Raw genomic sequence first — 16,785 nt, forward strand, 5'->3', positions numbered from 1 at the left:
GCTTTTTTGCTCTCGACTCAAATGCGGAGTGTATATCCGCGCGCCTCGACTAACCTCATAATTGCAGGGTCCTGCAGGGGCAATAGCCCGGGTATCCTGACCTTGCATCCGCGCCAGACCGTGAATCGAGAGAGCAGCGACATTTTACGTTCAGGTAAACCGAGCAGCGAATACCATGGTGTCGCGATCAAGGTGCCTGGAGTAATTTTATTGCAGGAGCACAAATGAAAGCGGTTCCCGCCGATCCATCTGGATACAATCAGGGAGGGCATGGCTGGGCATCAGCGGACTGCAATACGCGCCGCTCGCAATATGAAGATCCGGCACCCTATCAGCGGCACCCAAACATCGGGGACGATGTAGCGTCGGCTATCACAGGCAACGAGCCGATAAGGCAAAGCGTCACGAATCTGCACGCTCCGCGGCTCATTCCTTCAACAAAGCGCTTCGGCCAAGCATGCGGCAGGTCGCGGCTAGTGGCGCTTTCTTCTGGAGATCTTGTTGCCGTGTGGACCGCTGACGACCGGCGTCCTGTCCCGATTTTCGGTGACCAGGGTTCGCCACCGGTCGAGACGATCGCCTGCAAGTTCGCCGCTTGCGACTGCAGCCTGAACGGCACATCCGGGTTCGTGGACATGGCTGCAATCGCGAAACCGGCACTGCGATGCCAGTTCGGCGATATCGGAAAAGAAGACATCGATACCGTCGGCAACATCACTTACATACAGCGTCCGGATCCCGGGTGTATCGATCACCCATCCGCCACCCGGTAGCGCGTGCAGCGATCGTGCCGTCGTGGTGTGTCTGCCCTGCGAGTCGTATTCCCGGATCGTGCCGGTCTTCTGTGTGTCCGACTGAGACCCGACGAGCGAGTTGACCAGGGTTGATTTCCCAACGCCCGACGATCCCACGAGCGCGCAGGTCTGTCCCTCGCCGCACCACGGCGCCAGGAGTTCGCGTGCCTCTACCGAGCGTCCGTTCAGGAGGATAACGGGCAGGCCAGGCTGCAGTCCCTGCGCCTGGACCCGGAAGACGTCAGCGTCTTCGGTCGTGTCCGCCTTTGTCAGGACGATCACCGGGTTGCTCCCGGCTTGTTCGGCCAGGATCAGATACCGTTCCAACCTTGAAAGGTTGAATTCGGCGTTGCAGGACGTCACGATGAACAGGGTATCGACGTTGGCAGCAACCAGTTGCGGGATCGTGTCGTTCCCCGCACGTCGTTGAAAGAGAGTTTTCCGTTCGAGACGGCGAACCAGCATGCCGCTGATCGGGTCGGCGAGGATCCAATCGCCGACCGCGAAATCGGCTGTGTTGGCGTTGGCTGGGAGCTCGAGGGCGGCCGGACCACCGGCATCAATAGCCTCCACGCGCGACCGGTGGACGGAGGCAATGCGCCGCGGCGCGAGTTCGTCTTCATCGGATGTGAGCTGATCCGAAAAGAAGTCCGACCAACCAAGTCGTTTAAGCGCTGTCATGTGAAGGGGGTCGATCAAAGGAAGGTCGCAATCTTTGGAGCTGTTAGGGTTGGACGGGGCCTGTTGGCTTCGGTTTCCCTTGGCTGCGCGAGAAGTTTGGCCGAAAAGAGTCTATGAGCGTCGGTGCGTCGCGGACGGAGGCAAGTTCTTTTGGACGCTGGCATACACAACCATCCTCTTCAGACTGTATGCGCGGGGCAGTTGGCGGACAAGCCCTAACGAACCTCGTCGTGCGGGACGGGTCTGCAGAGCAGGTCAAAACTAAAGGTTGACTTGGCGGCCCTTCGTCTCTATCTTTGGTTTATCGATCTTTTGCTTGCTGAACTTTGGTTACCGCGCGATTGGCACCGCGCTCTGAACGAACTTCCCTCTCAAAATCAATCGTTACACTCATCCGTTCGGCTTCGGTCCTACGGTCACTCAACATTGCTTTGAAAGGGTTCATCATGACCACAGGCACAGTAAAATGGTTTAATTCCACCAAGGGTTTCGGCTTCATCGAGCCTGACAACGGCGGCGCTGACGCGTTCGTCCACATCTCTGCCGTCGAGCGCGCGGGAATGCGCGAAATCGTAGAAGGCCAGAAGCTTGGCTACGAACTCGAGCGCGACGCGAAGTCGGGCAAGATGTCGGCCTGCAACCTTCAGGCTGCCTAATCGTACCTGGTTTCGTCCTTGACCACGGATGTACTGGCACCGACGACACCAAGTTATCTGAGAGGCCGGGCTTATAGCCTGGCCTTTTTTGTTGGCTCGCTCAAAGCAGGCTCAACCACAGGAAAATCCATGACACAGACCCATTCGAAATCCAGACAGCAGGCCGAGATTGCCTTCGGCAACACGCAGACGCAGTTCTTTGCCCGAAATCACGCCGTCGCGGAAATGGACTCCCTCGTTGCGGCGCGCGAGACGAAAACACAAAGGCTGCGGCAGGCACGCCTCGCGAAGGATGCCGACGACATCGCCAAGGCATCCGCAGGCCTGATCGCAATGCGCGCCCGCAAGTCCGACCTTTAAGGATGCCATCTTGATGGACCAGAACACCGAGTGGACATCCGGTCAGCTGCGACGCGCGATCAAGGCGGCAGGCGTGGCGCTGTGGACCTGGAACGTCGATACGGACGCGTTCACGATGGACCAGCGTGGATATGCACTATGGGATTTGGAGGTCGATGGCGTCCTGTCCTTTGAGGACCTGTCGGCCAAGGTCCATCCGGCCGACCGCGATCGTGTGAGGGCAGCGTTCTCGGCAACACGTGCCGTCGTTGGACCTTACGAGATCGACTTCAGGATCATGAGCGATGTTGAAGTTCGCTGGATCTCAGCACGCGGTCAGGGGAGCGATGAGGATATTCTGGCTCGGCAGATGACCGGCATCTTTCTCGATGTCACAGGCCGCAAGCAGGCTGAAGAAGGGCATGAGCTTCTCGCCGGAGAAATGAGCCACCGGGTCAAGAACCTGCTCGCCATCGCGTCAGGGCTGACGCAGATGACATCCCGGTCCTCGAGTTCGATCGCCGATATGACCTCACAGCTCACTCTAAGGCTAACCGCTCTCGGCCGTGCTCACGACCTTGTCCGGCCTTTACCTGGCGGGCAGGGCAAGGCCGCTCTTCTCGGTGACCTGATTACGATCTTGCTCTCCCCCTATGACGAGACGGCGGCGTTTGCTGGCCGTATTCGGGTAGCAGTTCCAAGGATGGGCGTGGGAGAGGCGGCAGCCACAGGCCTCTCGCTGGTGATCCACGAACTCGCCACGAATTCACTGAAATACGGCGCCCTGTCAGTCGGCACCGGAACACTGGGTGTGTCCGGATCGGTCGAGGAGAACAATCTGATGGTGACTTGGATCGAGCAGGGCGGGCCCGAGGTTGTCTTCCCACAGGGCCCGGCCGGCTACGGTAGCAGAATGCTGGACCGTACCATGTCCGCTCACCTTGGAGGAACGATCTCCTATAACTGGACACCGGACGGAGCGCTGGTCACGCTTATCATCGATACGAGCCGGCTTGCCTCTTGACCGCTTGGAAAAGGCCTCGGCCGCAAGCCCGCGCCGGAAAATCCGACGGGCTGACGCGCAGCTGTTTTGTCGTTGAACGTCTGCGCGGTCGCTCTTTTGCCGGTCAATAAGTTAGCGTCCGCTTGTAACCGAAACATGGGTAGATGAAGCGCGCTGATCAGCGCTTTTCGACATCGACTCGAAGCGCGCAACGATCAGATCAAGGTCATACGGCTTGGAGAAAAATTGTGCCGAAGATGGCAGATCGATCTCACCGGGCGTGATGCGACCGGAGGCAACCACGATCCCTGCGTGGGGGAAGCGAGCCGCGACTTCGTGGGCAAGGTCCACACCCGTGAGAAGGCCGGGCATCTGGATATCCGTGAACAAGAAGTGAATGGTCCCGTCATCGATCTTGTCCAGGGCCTCGTCCACCGTGCCGGCTTCTATGACCTCGAACCCCGCATCCTCCAGGGCGTCTGTGACCGTCATCCGGATCAACACCTCGTCGTCCACCACGAGTACTTTGCGCATGTCCCACTCCCTGCATGTGGCCCTACAACAGACCGACGCGGTTATCGTTCCAAAAAACGCAGTGGGTATCAGACAACTGCATTGGCCTTTCCGGCTAGTGCGTTGGATTGCAGTGGCAGTGGCAGCTTTCGGTGAGTAGCACGGAGATGGCAGTATCCTTTGGTCTGCTTCGGGTGTGGGGACAATCTTTTGTAGCCGATGGGCGATCGGCGGCGCTTTCAACACCACGGCTGTGACCGAAGCGGCCACCCAGGGAAAAGACGCAAACATGTTGGTCGTTGCGCTGCCGGCCGACGGCCAAAAGACAGAAATGCACCCTACCGGACATCTGAACACACGGTTGTGTTCAGATGTCCGGTGTGGTCTGGCGCACGTACGTCGCGCGCCTTGCTGCAACGCGCAGGATTCATGTCACGAGACCGGTACCGGCTTCACGAAGCCGGTGTCAGGATCTTCTCGGCCATGTACGGACGTGATTTCGCAGCTGAGAACGATCTTCTCAACGCGCTTGATCTAGACGTAATGTCATTGGATGAATTAAAGACCCTTTGCCAAAACGGGTTTGCACCCTCGGCCGCGTGACCATCGTAAGCCTTCGATCTATGCTTCACCGTCCGGCAAATGGACCGAGCAGCTTAAGGTCGAGGCAGGGGAGGTAGGAGCGTCAACGCGCTTCTCCTGTCCCATACCCGAATTTCTCCAAGCCGCGACGCGGATGCGTCGGAGGCAAACAAGGTTGCATTCACAATGAGCAACGCGTTCCTCGCACATCTCTCCACCGAACTTGCGGGTCTGAGGTCTTCGGGTCTCTACAAGACCGAGCGGGTGATCGTTTCCAAACAGGCCGGCGAGATCGAAGTCGCATCTGGTCGCAAGGTTTTGAATTTTTGCGCCAACAATTACCTTGGCCTTGCCGACAACGCCGAACTGGTGGAGGCCGGCAAGAACGCGCTGGATCGTTACGGCTACGGCATGGCATCTGTGCGTTTCATCTGCGGGACGCAGGAAGAGCACAAGCAGCTCGAAGACCGGATTTCGAAGTTTCTGGGATTGGAGGATACGATCCTCTATTCGTCCTGCTTTGATGCCAATGGTGGATTGTTCGAGACGCTTCTCGGCGAGGAGGACGCGATCATATCGGACGCACTCAACCACGCTTCGATCATCGACGGAGTGCGCCTCTCCAAGGCGAAACGCTTCCGCTACGCCAATAACGACATGGCGGCGCTGGAGGAGGAACTGAAAAAGGCCGAAGGCAGCCGGTTCAAGATGATCGCCACAGACGGCGTGTTTTCGATGGACGGCATCATCGCCAATCTTGCGGGCGTCTGCGACCTCGCCGAGAAATATGGCGCCATGGTCATGGTCGATGACAGCCACGCGGTTGGCTTCGTCGGCAAGCACGGTCGCGGCTCGGCGGAACATTGCGGCGTCGAGGGCAGGGTGGATATCATCACCGGCACGCTCGGCAAGGCGCTTGGCGGTGCATCCGGCGGCTATACGTCCGGCAAGAAGGAAGTGGTCGACTGGTTGCGCCAGCGCTCGCGTCCCTATCTGTTTTCCAACACCCTCGCTCCCGTGATTGCGAGCGCCTCGCTGAAGGTGTTTGACCTGATCGACAATGGTGACGCATTGCGCGCCCGGCTAGAAGCCAATTCCCGCCTCTTCCGCGATGAAATGAGCAAGCTTGGGTTCACGTTGGCGGGCGAGGGGCATCCGATCATTCCCGTCATGCTCGGCGATGCGTCGCTGGCGCAGGACATGGCGGCGAGGATGCTGGAAAAGGGTGTCTACGTCGTCGGCTTCGCCTTCCCGGTCGTACCCAAAGGCCAGGCCCGTATCCGCACCCAGATGTCTGCGGCGCATAGTGAGGACGATGTGCGCCGGGCCATTGCGGCGTTCGAAGAGGTCGGCAGGGAACTGCGCGTGATCGAGTAGACGCCCGGCCCGAACCGATCCAACTCATTGACAGGAATTTTTCGATGACCAACATGATGCGCGCCCTCGTCAAGTCGAAAGCCGAAACCGGTCTCTGGATGGAGCATATCCCTGTTCCGGACCCCGGCCCCAACGACGTGCTGATCCGGGTGAAGAAGTCCGCGATATGCGGCACCGACGTTCATATCTGGAACTGGGACAGTTGGGCCCAAAAAACCATTCCGGTGCCGATGGTCGTCGGCCACGAGTTCTGCGGGGAGATCGCGCAGGTGGGCTCTGCGGTCACCAAGGTCCAGGTCGGCGCGCGCGTCTCCGGCGAGGGGCATATCGTTTGCGGCAAATGCCGCAATTGCCGCGCGGGGCGCGGACACCTTTGCCGCAACACGTTGGGCGTGGGTGTCCACCGGCCCGGATCTTTTGCCGAATTCGTCTGCATTCCCGAAGACAATGTCGTGCCGATCCCGGATGATGTGCCGGACGAGATTGCCGCGATCTTCGATCCGTTCGGCAACGCCGTGCACACCGCTCTCTCCTTCGATCTGGTCGGCGAGGACGTCCTGGTGACCGGAGCCGGTCCGATCGGCATCATGGGTGCGATGGTTGCCAAGCGCTCGGGCGCCCGCAAGGTCGTGATCACCGACATCAACCCGGTACGTCTGGCACTTGCCGAAAAGCTCGGCATCGACCACGTCGTCGATGCGTCCAAGGAAAACCTGTCGGACGTGATGAAGCGCATCGGTATGACCGAGGGCTTCGATGTCGGTTTGGAAATGTCGGGCGCGGCCCCCGCATTCCGCGACATGATCGACAAGATGAACAATGGCGGCAAGATTGCGATTCTCGGCATCGCGCCGACCGGGTTCGAGATCGACTGGAACAAAGTGATCTTCAAGATGCTCAATCTCAAAGGCATCTACGGGCGGGAAATGTTCGAGACCTGGTACAAGATGATCGCCTTCGTGCAGGGCGGCCTCGACCTTTCGCCTCTTATTACCCATCGCATTGGCATCGACTCCTTCAGAGACGGGTTCGAGGCCATGCGCTCCGGCAATTCCGGAAAGGTCGTCATGGACTGGTGAAGCCAACATGAGGTCCAACAAAAAGCCGACCGATGGGGGCAATACGATGTCGATCAAGACTAGAGGGCAGGCGAAGCTCTTCTGCTTAGGCCCTTTCGGCTTATGACCATCTTGCCGGAACAGGGAGCAAATGAAAACTGGAACCGTCGGATGGTCTTTCTGGCGCTTCCCATCATTCTCGCAAATCTGGCTCAGCCGATCCTGTCACTTGTCGATACGATGGTGGCTGGACATCTCCCGGGGTCTTTCTTTCTCGGCGGGGTCGCGCTGAGCGGCGTGCTGTTCAATTTCCTTTTCTGGAGTTTCAGTTTTCTGCGCATGGCAACGACCGGTCTGGTCTCCCAGGCGTGGGGTGCCAAAGATAGCACGCTCATGCGCATGCATCTGTTTCGGGCGCTGCTTATCGCCGCTGCCGGCGGTGCCGTGATCATCCTGCTGCAAAAGCCGATCATCGAGATCGGACTCGGATTCCTCGGCGGCAGTGAAGCGGTCTACCGGAGCGCGTCGGATTATGCATTCGCCAGAATCTGGTCAGCGCCTGCGACGCTCGGAAATTTTGTCCTTCTCGGCTACCTTCTCGGTTGCCAGCGCGTGATGATCTCACTGGCGCTACAAGTCGCCCTTAATATCGTCAACTTGCTCGCAACTCTCACGCTGGTTCTTGTTTTCGACTGGGGTGTCGCCGGCATAGGGGCGGGGACCGCCGTTGCCGAATGGGTGGCCTTGATCGCAGGCCTCTTCATCATCAAGCCATTCGGTGCGCATCCCGCAGTGCGGATGAAAGAGCTGCTGGACGGGTTGGCGCTTCGACGGCTGGTCGCGGTCAACCGGGACATCTTTCTGCGAAGCTTCTTCCTTCTGCTCTGTTTCGGCTGGTTTGCCCGCAGCGGTGCCAAGGAAGGCGACACGATCCTCGCCGCCAATGCCATCCTTCTCAACCTCCACGGCTTTACATCCTATGGGTTGGACGGGTTTGCGAACGCCACTGAAACCCTGGTCGGTTCAGTCATCGGCGCGCGGCAAAAAAAGGCGCTTGCCCAGGTGATCAAGGCCGCGTTTGTGTGGTCGGGGCTGGTGGCGTTTCTGTTTTCGGTCGTTTACGCCTTCGCTGGCTCATCGATCGTCTCGCTCCTCACCGATCAGGAAGATGTCCGTACCGCCGCCATTGCCCTGCTTCCCTTCCTGATCGCGTTGCCGCTCGTTTCCGTGACCAGCTTCATGCTTGATGGCATCATGATCGGAGCCATGCGCGCCCGCGATATGCGCAACAGCATGATCATCTCCACCTGCATCTTCATCGCCACTGCTTATGGTCTGCAGCAGATCTGGGGAAATGAAGGGTTGTGGACAGCGATGATGATCCTGATGATAGCGCGTGCGGTAACGCTCGGCTTGAAACTGAAAGAGACATTTGCGCAGGTGTAGCGGCAATTTGCACAGCGCTCATAGCGGCGAAAATGACAAGGGGCGAAGCACGGTGTGCTGTCCGTCATACCCACCGACGAACCTCAACGGATCAGCGTGACGTGGAAGCAGGGCAAGTGGACCTCTAACTGAACCGGAAAACGGCTCGAGCAGCGCGACCGCATCAGGCGGCACATGCCCGGTCACCAATCCTGCACAGTCAGGGGCAAATAAGGGCGTGCCTGCGGGCCGTGGGCCATGCTGCCTGTGACGGTCGGCGACGGCCGTGTCGAAAACGGGTGATCCGCGCCCAAGCGTCGCCAGATAGTTGTGCTGCTGCAACACCATCGGGAAAGCCTGGGGGATGAAGCCGTTTACCCAAGCCTCTTCATTCGAGAGTGCGGCGCGGCATGCTTCGCGTTCAGCCCAGTCCGCATAGGTCCAGAGATGGTGGATCACGTTCAGAGGGCCGGTTTCCGCCTGCCAGTAGCCGAGAAGTGGCAGGTGCCGTGTCACAAGTGGAAGCCCGAGGTCTGCAAGCAGCGCGAGGTACTCGCCGGTTGCGCCCGGCTTTAGCTGATAGGTTCGCCATTCGTGGATCATCACCGTCTCCCATCGCGTCAGTCTGGCACGCCGGACCGGCCGCGAACATGGATAAGGTCTACAAGAGATTGGACAATTGAGCCTATCAGTTGTCGTGTCGTGCCGCCTGTTTGCGATAGGTCCCCGGAGAGACTCCGACACGCTGGGTAAAGAAGCGGTTGAAATAGGCGGGGTCGTCGAAACCGGTCATATGGGCCACCTGCGCGACGCTGCTCTCGGTATAGACGAGGTAGCGCTTGGCTTCCATCAACAGCCGCTCGTAGAGCAGGTCCGACGCGGTCTTGCCGGCGCGAGCCTTGCAGGCCGCATTGAGCCGCGCCTGCGTCGCCGCCAGCTCTTTCGCGTAGAAGGTCAAGGATCGCTCCGTCCGGAAGTGGCGTTCCAGAAGGGCCCTGTAGCGCAAAAGCAGATCATAACCCCGGTCTGGCGTGGATATACCGGTCTCGTCATGGGTGATGTTAAGCCTCAGCACGATCACGAGCAGCCGCATGTAGTGTGCCATCATCGATATGCGCCGGCCAGGTGCCGACCAGATGAATTCCCGATGCAGCCAGTGAAACGTATCGACGACGGCCGGAATGCTGACGCCGGTTCCTTCGATCGGATAGACTGCCGGTCTCGATGCAGCCGTTTCGAGCCGCGGGTCCGAGCTTGACGCTGCCTTCAGGCAACCGAGTGCGGCCGTCACCACGTAGCCGTCAGTCCCCGGATCAAAATCGATCTGGTGAACAATTCCGGCTGGAACGACCATGATCGCAGGCGCGGGTATGAATGAGATTTGATCCTCCATGCGGATGGTTCCACCCCCCTCTCTGACCAGCAGAACCTGCATGTGGTCCGGATGGGCATGCGGACGAATTCTCCAATCGTTTGGCCCGCTGCGGTCACGCAAGGGTTCGATATGCAGGAAGTCCAGATCGACGTCGGCACCCTGATCGCCATAGAGATAGTAAAGCGGAATGCCGCCTGCGGCCAAGCTTCCCATGTGTGCTCCTCATTATCTCCCTGCCAAATAGTGCAACAATTGCGCGACGGCGTCCATTGGTCATCCCCGGTATGCAGGTTAGCAAGATCTCCATCAAACGCGACCGGGAGAAGCGGATGGAGCCGAAGAGGGAGGAGGGGCACGTCTGTGACGTGCTGGTCGTCGGATCGGGCGCCGGAGGGCTTGCCACCGCGATCACGGCGAGGAAACACGGCCTGTCCGTGATCGTGACCGAGAAGGAGCCTGTGTTCGGAGGCACGACGGCGTTTTCGGGTGGCGTGCTGTGGATACCCGGAAACCGGCACGGGAAATCGAACAACCCGAGCGATACGCGCGACGCGGCGCGCCGTTACCTCAAGGCCGAGACCGGGAACTGGTTCGACGCGCAAACGATCGACGCGTTTCTCGAGGCCGGTCCGAAAATGCTCGACTGGTTCGAACGCGAGACGGTGGTGAAATTCGTCCCGACGCTTTACCCGGACTATCACCCGACGGTGGCTGGCGGCGTCGATGTCGGGCGCTCGGTGCTGGCGGCGCCTTTCGACAGCAGCGTGCTCGGCAGCGATCTTGCGCGGCTGCGGCCGCCGCTCGGCTCGATCACGTTCATGGGCATGATGTTCAACTCGTCCAATGCCGATATCAGGCATTTCTTCAACGCCACCAAATCGCTGACCTCGTTTTCCTACGTGATGAAACGCCTTGTCGCGCATGCCGGCGAGGTTGTGCGTCACGGCCGCGGCGTCCAGGTCACGAGCGGCAACGCGCTGGCAGCGCGGCTGGCCGCAGCCTGTCTCGATCTCGATATTCCGATCCTGACCGATACGCCGGCGCTACGGATGACCAAGGACGGTGGTCGTATCACCGGTGTCGAGGTCGGTGGCGCGTCACCCGGCCGTATCGTCGCCCGGCGGGGCGTAGTCCTTGCTTGCGGAGGATATGCGCAGGATCTCGCGAGGCGAGCCGGGATCTACGCCCATCTCAAGGCAGGCGGTGAGCATTTTTCGCCGGTACCGGAGGGCAATACCGGTGACGGCATCCGTCTCGGCGAGGAGGCAGGCGGCGCATTCGATGCCGAATTCGCCCAGCCGGCCGCCTGGATGCCGATCAGCCGCGTGCCGGGCAAAGGCTATCTTCCGCATCTGCTCGATCGCTACAAGCCGGGCATGATCGCCGTTCTGTCCAATGGCCGGCGATTTACCAATGAGAGCGAAAGCTACCACGATGTCGGCGCTGCCATGGTTGCCGCGGGCGAGGCGGGCGCTTGGCTGATCTGCGATCATCGGGCGATCCGCAAATATGGTCTTGGCCACGCAAAACCGGCGCCGGTGCCACTTCTGCCGTGGCTTCGCAACGGGTACCTCAAGAAAGGCAAGACACTTGCCGATCTCGCCAAGGTCTGCGGGATCGATGCGACCGGTCTGGTGGCGACCGTGGCCGAATTCAACCGGGGCGCCAGGCACGGACGGGACGAACAGTTCCATCGCGGCGAGACCACCTTCAACCGATACCTTGCCGATCCCGACCACAAGCCCAACCCTTCGGTTGCGCCTGTGGAGCAAGGGCCGTTCTACGCCGTCCGGCTGGAAATCGGCGACCTCGGAACGTTCGACGGACTGAAAACCACAGTGGAGGGCGCGGTCGTCGATCGGGATGGCCGGGTGATCGACGGGCTGTTTGCGGTTGGCAACGACCGGGCCTCTATCATGGGCGGCAATTATCCCGGGGCCGGCATCACGCTCGGCCCGGCGATGACATTCGGCTGGATCACCGGGCGTTACCTCGCAGGCATATCGGCGGCGGAGGGAGACGCGGCATGAACTGGCTTGGACTGGAGGGAAAGACGGCCGTCATCACCGGGGCTGGAGGTGGCATCGGTCAGGGGCTGGCGCGAGCCTTCGCTGCTCAAGGGGTGCGGGTCGTGCTGCTCGACCGTGACGAGGCGCAGACGGCGTCGCTCGCTGTCGAACTGGGTATGGGGAGTCTTTCGCTTAGCTGTGATGTGTCTCGGACAGACGAAGTTGCAGCAGCGGCGGAGGCGGTCGAGGCGCAGGGAGGCGCTGATATCCTCATCAACAACGCCGGAATTCTGCGGCCCGGCCCGCTCGAAATCGTGTCCGAGGCCGACTGGTCGGCGATGCTTTCCGTCAACCTTACGGGTTATCTCGTGACCGCTCAGGCGTTCGGTCGCGGCATGATGTCCCGCGGACGGGGCGCCTTGGTGCATGTGGCTAGCATCTCGGGCAGCCACCCTCAGCCTGCAAGCGGCGCCTATTCAGCGTCGAAGGCGGCAATCCTGATGCTGTCGCGCCAGCTTGCCTACGAATGGGGACCCAAGGGCATCCGCTCGAATACGTTGAGCCCTGGCCTGGTGCGCACGACGCTTTCCGAAACCTTCTACGCCGATCCGCAGGTCAAAGCGCGACGCGAAGCCATGGTCCCCGTCGGCCGTATCGCAAGCCCCGAAGATCTGGCCGATACGGCCTTGTTCCTCTCCTCGCCGCGTGCATCCTACATCACGGGACAGGACATCCTCGTCGATGGGGGGCTGTCGCAATCGCTGATGGGACTGGTACCGAGGCCCGGCTATGCGTGAAGCCCTCGTCACCGGCAGCGCCGACGGGATCGGCCTGGCAATTGCCCGAGCGCTTGCTCAAAGCGGCCACCGCATCACCATCGCCGATATCGACGGCGATAAGGCTGCTGAGCGGGCGGCCGAATTGGGCGATGTCCATCGCGGCATTGCCTGCGATGTGACCGATGAGGCGCAGGTGGCCGCGGTCGCTGGTTCAGCGCTGTTCGATGTGCTGGTCAACAATGCCGGGATCGGCGACAGCCACCTGCCAACGCTGGAGCAGGGGATCGAGGCTTTCCGGCGCGTCCTCGATGTGCATCTGGCCGGCACGTTTCTGATGTCGCGCGAAGTGGCGCGTGGCATGGTCGCGCGGGGCGATGGCGCAATCGTCAACCTGTCCTCGATCGCGGGACTGACCGGTCTTCCCAAGCGCAACGCCTATGGCGCCGCCAAGGCCGGGATCGGTGCCATGACACGGGCAATGGCCTGCGAGTGGGCAGGGCGCGGTGTGCGGGTCAACGCCGTTGCGCCGGCTTTCGTGCAGACGGCGCTGGTGGAAAAGCTGGCCGCCGCAGGCCGGATCGATCTGCCCACGCTTCGCCGCCGCACGCCGATCGGGCGACTGATCATGGCCGAGGAGGTGGCGGCCGCCGTCAATTTCCTAGCCTCACCAGCGGCATCGGCGATCACCGGTGTGGTGCTGCCGGTCGACGGCGGCTGGACCGCGTTCGGTGATTTCGGCGACGCGTCCCCTTGAGAACGCGTCGCCGAAAAGGTTATGCGATCGCGAGGATCGATCAGGCGGCATCCTCGATGTGACCGCCGAGAAACAGCTGGCCGACACGCGGGTCATTGAGCAGCTTGTCCGACCTGTCGAACATACGCGTCTGGCCGAGTTCCAGCACCAGCCCGTAATCCGACATGGCGAGCGCCGCCTTGGCATTCTGTTCGACCATCAGGATCGTTACGCCCTGGTCGCGCAGGCGGGTCAGCGTCTGGAACACCTCCTGCACGAGATTGGGGGACAGGCCGATTGACGGTTCGTCGATCAGGATCAGCTTCGGATCGAGCAGCAGCGCGCGGGCGATCTCAAGCTGTTTCTGCTGGCCGCCGGAGAGCTCGATCGCCTTCTGGTCCTTGCGCTGGCGCAGCATCGGGAACTGGTCCATGACCTGTTCCATCCGCATTTTCACCCGCGCCTGATCCTTGGCGGTGATGCCGCCGAGTTCGAGATTGTGCAGCACGGACAGTTGCGGCACGACATTGCGGCCCTGCGGCACGTAGGTAACGCCACGGGCAATCATATCGGCCGGGCGCTTGCGCGTCACGTCCTCGCCTTCCAGGTGGATGGAGCCGGAATTGATGTTGAGCAACCCGAAGATCGCCTTGAACACCGTGGATTTGCCAGCGCCGTTCGGACCGATCACCGTGGTGATGGACGCCTTCGGTATGCTGAAAGACGTCCCGTTGAGAATTGTGATGCGGCCGTAACCGCCATTGAGGTTTTTCACTTCCAGCATGTCAGCCTCCGAGATACGCGTCGATGACCAATTGGTTCGCCCGGATCTCATCCGGTGTCCCCTCGGCGATGATCTCGCCCTGCGCCAGCACGATGACGCGGGTGCAGAGCGACATGACGAACTCCATATTGTGCTCGATGACCACGAAGGTTGTGCCGTGTTCGCGGTTGTAGGTGATCAGCCGGTCCTTGAGGTGCCCAAGCATGGTCAGGTTGACGCCGCCCGCCGGCTCGTCGAGCAGCACGATCCCGGGCCCTGCCATGAAGGCCATGGCCGCATCGACCAGCTTTTGCTGGCCATAGGAGAGCGAGCCCGCCGGCGTATCGCGGTAAGGCGTCAACCGGAAGAACTCGATCAGCTGTTCGGCCTTCGTCGTCAGTCCCGCATCCGATTTGCCGAACAGGCGCGACAGCATCGAGCCTTCATGTTCCTGGCCGGCCACAATGACATTGTCGAGCACCGTCATGTTGGGGAAGACCGAGAGCTGCTGGAAGGTGCGGCCGACCCCCATCAGAGACAGGTCGGCAGGCCTTACGCCATCGGTGGACTTGCCGTTGATCTGGCAGTGCCCCTCGGTCGGCTTCGACTGGCCAAGAATGCAGTTGAACAGCGTCGATTTGCCCGACCCGTTCGGGCCGATCAATCCGAGGATTTCGCCTTTATGCACATCGAAGCTGACCTGATGGACGGCACGGATGCCGCCGAACCGTTTCGAGATGTTGTGAACCGAAAGAATGACCTCCTGGGCCGCCGCATTCATAGCTGGACTCCCTGTTTGAGGTCCCGGCGGGCTTCATGCTTGGGCCGGAACCTTTCCGCGAGTTTCTTGCCGGCCCCGATCAGGCCGGTTGGCGAAAACACCATCAGGACGATCACCAGCGTCGAGTAGATGATCAGGTAATAGCCTTCCGTGAAGCGCAGCAGTTCCGGCAGGAGAATCACCACGGCGGCACCCAGCATCGGGCCGAAGAAGAAGCCCGAACCGCCGACCACCACCATCAGCAGGATTTTCAGGGAATGGATCAGTGCAAAGCTGCTGGGCTCGATGAACTGCACCAGCGGTGCCTGCAGCGCGCCGGCAAGACCGCCGAACGCAGAGCCGATGGCAAAGGCGAGCAGTGTCTGGCGTCGAACCTTAAGGCCGAGGCTTTCGGCGCGGATTGGATTTTCCCGCAGCGCCCTGAAGGCTCGCCCCCAGGGAGAGCGCAGGATCCACCACATGGCGCCGGCGGAAACGATGAAACACACCAGCGTGAAATAGTAAAAGGCGATGTTGCTGTCGGTGGTGATACCGAAAAACGACGGCCGAGGCATGCCCACAAGGCCGAACGACCCGCCGGTTATCTCTTCCTCGTTGCGCAGCACGAGGAACAACAGCGTGTTGAAGGCAAGCGTGACGAAGGCGAGGAAGTGGTGCTGAACCCGCAGCGCGGGGTAGCCGAGCAGCAAGCCGACCGCGAAGCTTGCTGCGATCGACACGATCACGGCCAGTCCCCAGTGAATGCCGTTGAGTGTCATCAGCGCGGTGATGTAGGCGCCGATGCCCATGAAGGCGGCCTGCGCCAGGCTGACTTGGCCGGCATAACCGAGCGTCAGGTTGAGACCCATGGCGGTGATCGAGAAAATCAGCCACGAGGCCAGCGTGTAGACAATGTAGTTGCCCTGGCCGATCGGAGCGGCGACGAGGGCAGCAAGACCCAGCAGAAGCAGAAACGGTTTCAGGCGGATCATACGGTTCTCCCTTCCGAGGTGCCGAGCAGGCCCTGCGGACGCAAGAGGATGATGGCGATCAGAAGCAGAAGCGGCATGGCCGAGCGGTACTGGGCGGAGATGTAGACGGCTGACAGATTGTCGATCACGCCGATCAGCAGACCGCCGACCAGGGCGCCGCGGATCTGGTTGAACCCGCCCACGATGGCGGCGATGAAGGCGACGAGGCCGAGCGTTTCACCATTGGAAAACTTGGCGAGATAGATCGGCGAGATCAGCACCGAGGCCACGGTGGCAAGGCCGGCATTGATCAGAAATGTATAGAGCACCATGCGCTTGACGTTGACGCCGAGGATTTCGGCGACCGCCGGATTCTGGGCGCTGGCCTGCATGCATCGGCCGGTCCGTGTTCGGTTGAGAAACAGCTGCAGGCTGCCGATTGCGAGCATCGAGACAACGAGATTGCCGATATCTTGCATAGAAACGCTGGCGCCGGCGATCTCGTAGACCGTCTGCGGAAAGATCGCAGGGAAGGGCTGGGCGGTCGCGCCGTAAAATTCCTTGACGCTTTCCTTCATCAGGAGGCCGAGCGAAATGGTGGCGATGACCAGCGGCAGCGTTCCGTGCGGCAGCATCGGTTCGACGATCAGCCGCTTGAAGGCCACGCCGAGGATAAGAAGCGACAGCGCGAGCGCCAGCGCCACGGACGGCCATAGCGGCAGGCCAAACACTGTCATACCAACCAGCACGAAAAACGCCGGCAGCATGACGAACTCGCCTTGGGCAAAGTTGATGGTTTGCGATGCCTGCCACAACAGGGTGAAGCCGACTGCCGCAAGCGCGTAGATGGAGCCGGCGGCGAGACCGGAGACAATAATCTGGATAAACTCGGCCATGGGGTCGTCCTCACGGGCTGGTAATCGGCGTGACGTGCAGGATTGATGACGACGTGCCGGCGGCGCGAACC

General features: G+C 60.7%; 17 protein-coding genes. 9 read left to right on the forward strand and 8 right to left on the reverse strand.

All coding sequences use genetic code 11. The annotated features are described in order from the left end of the window. Window positions 1-473: 473 nt before the first annotated feature. Window positions 474-1,475: a ribosome small subunit-dependent GTPase A gene (rsgA, locus tag J3A65_RS02345; RefSeq protein ID WP_092663297.1), complete on the reverse strand. Its 1,002-nt coding sequence runs from the start codon at window positions 1,473-1,475 to the stop codon at window positions 474-476. A gap of 446 nt (window positions 1,476-1,921) precedes the next feature. On the opposite strand from rsgA, the gene J3A65_RS02350 reads away from it, so the two are divergent. The 3 genes from J3A65_RS02350 to J3A65_RS02360 all read left to right on the forward strand — a co-directional run bounded on the left by J3A65_RS02350 (window position 1,922) and on the right by J3A65_RS02360 (window position 3,494). Beyond that, window positions 1,922-2,131: a cold-shock protein gene (locus tag J3A65_RS02350; protein ID WP_062459297.1), complete on the forward strand. Its 210-nt coding sequence runs from the start codon at window positions 1,922-1,924 to the stop codon at window positions 2,129-2,131. 129 nt (window positions 2,132-2,260) lie between these two features. Then, window positions 2,261-2,491: a hypothetical protein gene (locus tag J3A65_RS02355; RefSeq protein WP_062459299.1), complete on the forward strand. Its 231-nt coding sequence runs from the start codon at window positions 2,261-2,263 to the stop codon at window positions 2,489-2,491. Window positions 2,492-2,504: 13 nt separating this feature from the next. After that, window positions 2,505-3,494 (forward strand): sensor histidine kinase, encoded by a 990-nt coding sequence (locus tag J3A65_RS02360; RefSeq protein ID WP_209899069.1) that lies wholly within the window; start codon window positions 2,505-2,507, stop codon window positions 3,492-3,494. A 111-nt stretch (window positions 3,495-3,605) separates the two neighbouring features. Here the strand turns inward: J3A65_RS02360 and J3A65_RS02365 are convergent, their stop codons facing one another. Further along, on the reverse strand, window positions 3,606-4,007 hold the full coding sequence (locus J3A65_RS02365) for a response regulator (RefSeq protein ID WP_062578258.1): 402 nt from the start codon (window positions 4,005-4,007) through the stop codon (window positions 3,606-3,608). A 747-nt stretch (window positions 4,008-4,754) separates the two neighbouring features. Here J3A65_RS02365 and J3A65_RS02370 point away from each other — a divergent pair. The 3 genes from J3A65_RS02370 to J3A65_RS02380 all read left to right on the forward strand — a co-directional run bounded on the left by J3A65_RS02370 (window position 4,755) and on the right by J3A65_RS02380 (window position 8,449). Further along, window positions 4,755-5,945, forward strand: a complete 1,191-nt coding sequence (locus J3A65_RS02370; protein WP_062459309.1) for a glycine C-acetyltransferase — start codon at window positions 4,755-4,757, stop codon at window positions 5,943-5,945. 44 nt (window positions 5,946-5,989) lie between these two features. Next, entirely contained in the window at window positions 5,990-7,024 is a 1,035-nt protein-coding gene (tdh, locus tag J3A65_RS02375; protein WP_113111568.1) for an L-threonine 3-dehydrogenase, read from the forward strand. Window positions 7,025-7,174: 150 nt separating this feature from the next. Next, complete coding sequence (locus J3A65_RS02380; RefSeq protein ID WP_202048838.1) at window positions 7,175-8,449, forward strand: MATE family efflux transporter; 1,275 nt, start codon at window positions 7,175-7,177, stop codon at window positions 8,447-8,449. An 18-nt stretch (window positions 8,450-8,467) separates the two neighbouring features. Here the strand turns inward: J3A65_RS02380 and J3A65_RS02385 are convergent, their stop codons facing one another. After that, window positions 8,468-9,031 carry an NIPSNAP family protein gene (locus J3A65_RS02385; RefSeq protein WP_209899072.1) on the reverse strand — a complete coding sequence of 188 codons (564 nt, stop codon included), beginning with the start codon at window positions 9,029-9,031 and terminating at the stop codon, window positions 8,468-8,470. A gap of 85 nt (window positions 9,032-9,116) precedes the next feature. Further along, window positions 9,117-10,016, reverse strand: a complete 900-nt coding sequence (locus J3A65_RS02390) for a helix-turn-helix domain-containing protein (protein ID WP_209899075.1) — start codon at window positions 10,014-10,016, stop codon at window positions 9,117-9,119. A 116-nt stretch (window positions 10,017-10,132) separates the two neighbouring features. Between J3A65_RS02390 and J3A65_RS02395 the strand changes: the two genes are divergently transcribed. From J3A65_RS02395 to J3A65_RS02405, 3 genes are read left to right on the forward strand one after another with little or no spacing between them, the layout of a single operon-like run. Next, window positions 10,133-11,833, forward strand: a complete 1,701-nt coding sequence (locus J3A65_RS02395) for an FAD-dependent oxidoreductase (protein WP_209899078.1) — start codon at window positions 10,133-10,135, stop codon at window positions 11,831-11,833. Continuing rightward, window positions 11,830-12,609 carry a glucose 1-dehydrogenase gene (locus tag J3A65_RS02400; RefSeq protein ID WP_209899081.1) on the forward strand — a complete coding sequence of 260 codons (780 nt, stop codon included), beginning with the start codon at window positions 11,830-11,832 and terminating at the stop codon, window positions 12,607-12,609. Before J3A65_RS02395 ends, J3A65_RS02400 begins: the two co-directional genes overlap by 4 nt. After that, window positions 12,602-13,345 (forward strand): SDR family oxidoreductase, encoded by a 744-nt coding sequence (locus tag J3A65_RS02405; protein ID WP_209899083.1) that lies wholly within the window; start codon window positions 12,602-12,604, stop codon window positions 13,343-13,345. Before J3A65_RS02400 ends, J3A65_RS02405 begins: the two co-directional genes overlap by 8 nt. A 40-nt stretch (window positions 13,346-13,385) precedes the next feature. On the opposite strand, the gene J3A65_RS02410 is transcribed toward J3A65_RS02405, so the two are convergent. The 4 genes from J3A65_RS02410 to J3A65_RS02425 are packed head-to-tail and all read right to left on the reverse strand — an operon-like array spanning window position 13,386 to window position 16,714. Next, on the reverse strand, window positions 13,386-14,108 hold the full coding sequence (locus J3A65_RS02410) for an ABC transporter ATP-binding protein (protein WP_113166127.1): 723 nt from the start codon (window positions 14,106-14,108) through the stop codon (window positions 13,386-13,388). A 1-nt stretch (window position 14,109) separates the two neighbouring features. After that, complete coding sequence (locus J3A65_RS02415) at window positions 14,110-14,868, reverse strand: ABC transporter ATP-binding protein (protein WP_062459341.1); 759 nt, start codon at window positions 14,866-14,868, stop codon at window positions 14,110-14,112. Then, entirely contained in the window at window positions 14,865-15,839 is a 975-nt protein-coding gene (locus tag J3A65_RS02420; protein WP_209899086.1) for a branched-chain amino acid ABC transporter permease, read from the reverse strand. The genes J3A65_RS02415 and J3A65_RS02420 overlap by 4 nt, the downstream gene beginning before the upstream one ends. Continuing rightward, the gene (locus tag J3A65_RS02425) at window positions 15,836-16,714 is read right to left on the reverse strand and encodes a branched-chain amino acid ABC transporter permease (protein WP_062459345.1); all 879 of its coding nucleotides are present in this window, start codon (window positions 16,712-16,714) and stop codon (window positions 15,836-15,838) included. The genes J3A65_RS02420 and J3A65_RS02425 overlap by 4 nt, the downstream gene beginning before the upstream one ends. Window positions 16,715-16,785: the final 71 nt, after the last annotated feature.

Origin of the sequence: Rhizobium sp. PvP014, assembly GCF_017876855.1 — a bacterium.
Lineage (GTDB): Bacteria > Pseudomonadota > Alphaproteobacteria > Rhizobiales > Rhizobiaceae > Neorhizobium > Neorhizobium soli.

Coding starts and splice junctions, on each gene's coding strand:
- J3A65_RS02360 (WP_209899069.1), top strand. CDS start 2,505: ATGGACCAGAACACCGAGTGGACATCCGGTCAGCTGCGACGCGCGATC.
- J3A65_RS02400 (WP_209899081.1), top strand. CDS start 11,830: ATGAACTGGCTTGGACTGGAGGGAAAGACGGCCGTCATCACCGGGGCT.
- J3A65_RS02390 (WP_209899075.1), bottom strand. CDS start 10,016: ATGGGAAGCTTGGCCGCAGGCGGCATTCCGCTTTACTATCTCTATGGC.
- J3A65_RS02365 (WP_062578258.1), bottom strand. CDS start 4,007: ATGCGCAAAGTACTCGTGGTGGACGACGAGGTGTTGATCCGGATGACG.
- J3A65_RS02370 (WP_062459309.1), top strand. CDS start 4,755: ATGAGCAACGCGTTCCTCGCACATCTCTCCACCGAACTTGCGGGTCTG.
- J3A65_RS02395 (WP_209899078.1), top strand. CDS start 10,133: ATGGAGCCGAAGAGGGAGGAGGGGCACGTCTGTGACGTGCTGGTCGTC.
- J3A65_RS02425 (WP_062459345.1), bottom strand. CDS start 16,714: ATGGCCGAGTTTATCCAGATTATTGTCTCCGGTCTCGCCGCCGGCTCC.
- J3A65_RS02355 (WP_062459299.1), top strand. CDS start 2,261: ATGACACAGACCCATTCGAAATCCAGACAGCAGGCCGAGATTGCCTTC.
- J3A65_RS02385 (WP_209899072.1), bottom strand. CDS start 9,031: ATGATCCACGAATGGCGAACCTATCAGCTAAAGCCGGGCGCAACCGGC.
- J3A65_RS02350 (WP_062459297.1), top strand. CDS start 1,922: ATGACCACAGGCACAGTAAAATGGTTTAATTCCACCAAGGGTTTCGGC.
- J3A65_RS02415 (WP_062459341.1), bottom strand. CDS start 14,868: ATGAATGCGGCGGCCCAGGAGGTCATTCTTTCGGTTCACAACATCTCG.
- rsgA (WP_092663297.1), bottom strand. CDS start 1,475: ATGACAGCGCTTAAACGACTTGGTTGGTCGGACTTCTTTTCGGATCAG.
- J3A65_RS02405 (WP_209899083.1), top strand. CDS start 12,602: ATGCGTGAAGCCCTCGTCACCGGCAGCGCCGACGGGATCGGCCTGGCA.
- J3A65_RS02380 (WP_202048838.1), top strand. CDS start 7,175: ATGGTCTTTCTGGCGCTTCCCATCATTCTCGCAAATCTGGCTCAGCCG.
- J3A65_RS02410 (WP_113166127.1), bottom strand. CDS start 14,108: ATGCTGGAAGTGAAAAACCTCAATGGCGGTTACGGCCGCATCACAATT.
- J3A65_RS02420 (WP_209899086.1), bottom strand. CDS start 15,839: ATGATCCGCCTGAAACCGTTTCTGCTTCTGCTGGGTCTTGCTGCCCTC.
- tdh (WP_113111568.1), top strand. CDS start 5,990: ATGACCAACATGATGCGCGCCCTCGTCAAGTCGAAAGCCGAAACCGGT.